Origin of the sequence: Longimicrobium sp. (assembly GCF_036554565.1) — a bacterium.
GTDB lineage: Bacteria > Gemmatimonadota > Gemmatimonadetes > Longimicrobiales > Longimicrobiaceae > Longimicrobium.
On the sequence record NZ_DATBNB010000353.1, the window covers coordinates 1 to 4,558 of the forward strand.

The 4,558-nt window shown below is 69.7% G+C and carries 5 protein-coding genes; 2 read left to right on the plus strand and 3 right to left on the minus strand.

Annotated features, from left to right (window positions below):
* From VIB55_RS09865 to VIB55_RS09875, 3 genes are all read right to left on the minus strand, one after another.
* Nucleotides 1-1,245: response regulator (locus VIB55_RS09865; RefSeq protein WP_331876482.1), on the minus strand; the 1,245-nt coding region annotated here is incomplete at its 3' end.
* A 71-nt stretch (nucleotides 1,246-1,316) separates the two neighbouring features.
* Nucleotides 1,317-2,222 (minus strand): helix-turn-helix transcriptional regulator, encoded by a 906-nt coding sequence (locus tag VIB55_RS09870; RefSeq protein WP_331876483.1) that lies wholly within the window; start codon nucleotides 2,220-2,222, stop codon nucleotides 1,317-1,319.
* 8 nt (nucleotides 2,223-2,230) lie between these two features.
* Nucleotides 2,231-2,488 (minus strand): hypothetical protein, encoded by a 258-nt coding sequence (locus VIB55_RS09875; protein WP_331876484.1) that lies wholly within the window; start codon nucleotides 2,486-2,488, stop codon nucleotides 2,231-2,233.
* Nucleotides 2,489-2,669: 181 nt separating this feature from the next.
* On the opposite strand from VIB55_RS09875, the gene VIB55_RS09880 reads away from it, so the two are divergent.
* Both VIB55_RS09880 and VIB55_RS09885 read left to right on the plus strand, forming a co-directional pair.
* Nucleotides 2,670-3,467: a hypothetical protein gene (locus VIB55_RS09880; RefSeq protein ID WP_331876485.1), complete on the plus strand. Its 798-nt coding sequence runs from the start codon at nucleotides 2,670-2,672 to the stop codon at nucleotides 3,465-3,467.
* Nucleotides 3,464-4,558, plus strand: a 1,095-nt coding sequence (locus tag VIB55_RS09885) for a GH3 family domain-containing protein (protein WP_331876486.1), incomplete at its 3' end; no start/stop codon positions are given. The genes VIB55_RS09880 and VIB55_RS09885, both read left to right, overlap by 4 nt.

Here is a 4,558-nt window from a genome sequence, read left to right on the forward strand (position 1 = left end):
GTCCGTGGTCACCAGCACGGGCACGCGGTGGCGCAGCGCCTCGCGGATGGCGGTGAGCGCCTCGGACCGCTCGAACCACTGGCGCGTCAGCGCGCGCAGGGCCTCCTTGTCGCGCGCCACCTCCAGCAGCACCGACGACTCCGACCGGCCGTGGGTGAGCATGTCCACGAAGTTGAACACCAGCGCCGTCACCCCCGGCTGCGACAGGTAACCGGGGAGCCGCTTCAGCATCTGCTCGCCGTCGCCCGCGTCGAACACCTTTTCGTAGTGCACGGGCACGCGCTTTCCCGCCACGCGCTGCACGTGCTCGCGGAACAGCTCGGCTTCCAGGTTGTTCAGGCTGCCCTCACCCTCGCGCCCCCACCACCCGGGCATGCGCTCGGCCAGGCCGTCGGGGTACAGCCCGGAGAAGATGGCGTTGCGCGAGAAGGGCGTGGCGGTGGGCAGGATGGAGTAGTACAGCGCCTCTTCTACCTGGGCCAGCGGCTCCAGCAGGGGCACCAGCGTGCGCCACTGGTCCAGGCGCAGGCAGTCTATGATGATGAACAGCGCCGATCGGTCCGGCCCCAGCAACGGCGCCAGGTACTCGGGAACGATGTCGACCGAGAGCGGCGGGCGCTCTTCGTCGCCCGACGTCCAGTGGCCGTAGTCGTCGCAGACGAACTTGCAGAACTCGCGGCGAAAGTCGTCCAGCAGCGTCTCCAGCGATGCCAGCAGCCCCGTTTCGCCGGCGCCGCGCAGGCGCAGCTCCCAGTCCACCAGTTCGGAGTAGGTGTCGCGCCACTGCCGCCACCCGCGATAGGCGTTGCGCTCGCCCATCAGGTCGCGGAACCGCTGGGTGAACTCGCGCGCGGTCACCTGCTGCTGAAGCTGGCCGCCTTCCAGCAGCCGGGTGACGACGGAGAGCACCTGCCGGGGCGAGGTGGGCTTCACCAGGTAGTCCGCCACCCGCCGGCCGATGGCCTCGGTCATGGTGCGGTCTTCCTCGCTCTTGGTGACCATCACCACGGGCACGCGCGGGTCGATGCGGCGGATTTCGTCCAGCACCTCCATGCCGGTGCGTCCGGGCATCTGCTCGTCCAGCAGGATCAGGTCGTAGCCCCGCCCGCGCACCAGCTCGATGGCGTCGTCACCGTTCGAGGCGGCATCGACGTGATAGCCCCGCCCCTGCATCAGCAGCAGGTGCGGGCGCAGGAGGTCGATCTCGTCGTCTACCCAGAGCAGTCGTTTCGTCGCGGCCGGCATGCGGGAAAGTTACGGGTGTGGCGTAGCGGGGTCAATTCGCGAGCATCCCCGTGCGGCGCCGCATCATCGGTTCACGCGAGCAGGCTCTCCGGCGCAACGCCCAGCCCGTTTGCGTATCGCTGGATGGTATCCCACCGCGGCTGATGCTTTCCGCGCTCCAGCTTGGAGATGATTGCCTGGTCCAGCCCGCTTCGTTCCGCGAGCTGCACCTGTGTGACGCCGGCTGTCAGCCGGTGGCCCTTCAGCCGCTCGCCGATCTGGCGATTGGATGACTCCGCCTGCAGCAGAATTTTCTGCGCGAAGGCGCCGTCGAGCACGGCGCGAAGCGAGCCTCCGTCGATGTCGACCAGGTCGCCACCGCGGTCGAGCACCTGCACACCGCTGTGGTACGGCGCGACGGTCGCCGTCTCCAGGCACAACTCCAGGGGATCGTCGAAGCCGATGTCTCTCGGCTGGACGGAGCCGCTCAGCCCGTCACCAAAGGCGATCCAGAGAGAGTGGTCGGAGCGCGAATACCTGACGTCGAGGATGGATTCCGGGTCCAGCGACGAAACCGCTTCGTTGACGCAGTTCGCCAGGGAGATGCGGGACCCTTGAGAGTAGCGGCAGACCGAGACCCGCAGGTCCGAGGTCCGCACCAGGTCATCTACCCACGGTGCGTAGAAGTGGTCTGCCTTGGTGCGAACGAAGGCCAGGATGTGCGGCCGCGTTTCGCGGATGGCGGCAATCCAGCGGTGCTTCTGCGTCGACGTATAGGCACGCACGATGTGCGACAGGTCGCCGCATATGAGTGAGTTCGTGGGGATGCGCTGCGCCTCGCCGGTGGAGAACAGCGGCCAGAACGCGTCGAACTCGAAGTAGCGATATCCCAGGTGAGCGAACGTGTCCCGCAGCGCGTTCCGCACCTGGGAACTGCCGATCCGCGAAACGTCGACGTGGAGCTGGTTGCTCGGAGCGATATCGTGGTGAACCATCATTGTAGCCCTCACCATGCCTGGGTGTTGCTGCCCGGCGGGATGAGCTTCACCTCATCCCAGGCCTTCAGAAGCTCGGCTTGCAAGCCCTTCAGCTCCCGCCGAAGCCGCGGTGGAAGGGCGTCCGGCGGCGGATTGCGAATGCTGAACGTGTACAGGTCCACGGTCTTGTTCCGGCCCTCCACGACCGCGTGGCAATGCGGCGGCGGATGGTCGACGTCGTTGATCCAGACCTCGTGCCCGGCGCACTTTCCCCTCCACTTCGCCATGCCTCCTCCCGGCTCGATTATGATATATGTATCATACCTCCGCGCGACCGTCAACAGCACGGCTTGGGCCCTCCGCACTTCCGCCCATCCACATTCGCGCCCATATTCCGGAACAGACGTAACGCCGTACGAGTACACTTCTTCTGCCCCTCCCGCGGGTCCTCCCACCCCCAGCCGTACCATGCCGCTCGCCCCCGCGCTCGCGGAGCGCCCCGCAACCACGGGCGCGCGCACCGGTCCACCCGCACGGCTCCGCGCCACCGTCGTCGCACCCGGCGATCTCGACGACGCTACCCGTCGTGCCGCCTTCGCCCTGTTCCGCGCCCACTACGAGGGTGCCGACCAGGACCGCTTCGAGCGCGACTTGGCCGACAAGCAGCAGGTGATCCTGCTTCGCGACCGGGCCACGGGCGCGCTGCGGGGGTTCTCGACCGTGCTGTACCGGCCCGTCTGCATCGGCGCGCGGGAGGCGATGGTCGTCTTCAGCGGTGACACCGTGATCGACCGTTCCTGCTGGGGGCAGAAGATCCTGCAGAGCGCCTTCGCCAGCCTGCTCTTCCGCCTCAAGCTTCGTCATCCCGGCCGTCCGCTGTACTGGTTCCTCATCTCCAAGGGATGGCGGACGTACCTGCTGATGGCCAACGCCTTCCCGCGCGCCGTGCCCCGCTTCGACCGGCCGGAGGCGCACGAGCTTCGCTCCGCGCTGGACGTGCTGGCCACCGAGCGGTTCGGCGCGGAGTACGATGCCGCGGCGGGGGTCATCCGCTACGCGACGCCGCACGAGCGCGTCCGCGAAGGCGTGGCTCCGGTGGACGCGACGGTGCTCGCCAATCCGCACGTCCGCTTCTTCGTGGAGCGGAACCCCGGACATGCAGACGGCGAGGAGCTGGCGTGCCTGGCGGAGGTGCGCCTGCGCGACTTGGCGCGCGTGGCGGGCCGCATCGCCGGGGCGCGGATCTTCGGCCGGCGGGTGCGGTGAGCCTGGGGCTCCGCATCGCCGGCGCGCTGTACCGGGCGGCCGCCGCGCCCGCGTCCCTGCGCTTTTCACGGGCGCTGCGCGATCCCGCGGCGGCGCAGGCGGCCATCCTCGCGCGCATCGTCCGCGACAACCGCGACACGGCATTCGGGCGGGAGCACGGGTTCGGGGAGATTCGAGATACCTCCGGCTTCCGGGTGCGCGTCCCCGTCCGCGACTTCGCCGGGCTGGAGCCGTGGATCCGCCGCGCCTGCGACGGGCAGGGGGACGAGCTGACCCGCGCGCCCGTCCGATTCGTGGAGCCGAGCGGCGGCACGTCCGGGCTCTCGAAGGAGATTCCCTACACCGCGCCTCTGCTGGCCGAGTTTTCCGCCGCGACGCTCCCGTGGATCGCGGACCTGCTGCGCAGCCGCCCCGCCCTGCGCGGCGGACGTGCGTACTGGGCGGTGTCGCCTCCGGCGCGGCGGCGTGCGCGGACGGACGGCGGAATTCCCGTGGGGATGGAGCACGACAGCGACTACTTTCCACCCATCGCGCGGGCGCTGCTGGACCGCACGCTGGGTGTGCCGCGTGGCGTTTCGCGCATCCCCGACCTGGCCGCCTGCCGCCGTGTTACGCTGCGCGCGCTACTCGCCATGCCGGACCTGGCGATGATCTCCGTGTGGAGCCCGTCGTTCCTCACGCTCCTCGCCGCGGCGCTGGACGAGGCCTGGGAAGACGTCCTCTCGTCGATGGAGAGCGGCCCCCTACCCGCCGCGCTCGCCCCGGAACTGCGCGGGGAGCTGGAGCGGGCGCTCCCCGCCCGGCCGGACCTCGCCCGCCATCTCCGCCGCCGCTTCGGGGGGCGCGCGCCGGAGGACCTGGGTGCGGTGTGGCCGCGGCTGGCGCTGATCTCCTGTTGGGCGGACGGGCACGCGCGGCGGGCGCTGGAAGGCATGACGCGGCGCTTTCCGCGCGTCGAGGTACAGGGCAAGGGCTTGCTCGCGACGGAGGGCGTCGTCTCCATCCCAATGTTCCGCGCAGATGCGCCCGTGGCCGCAGTGACGTCGCACTACCTGGAGTTCCTTCCGGATGGGGACGCGTCCGCCGCCGCC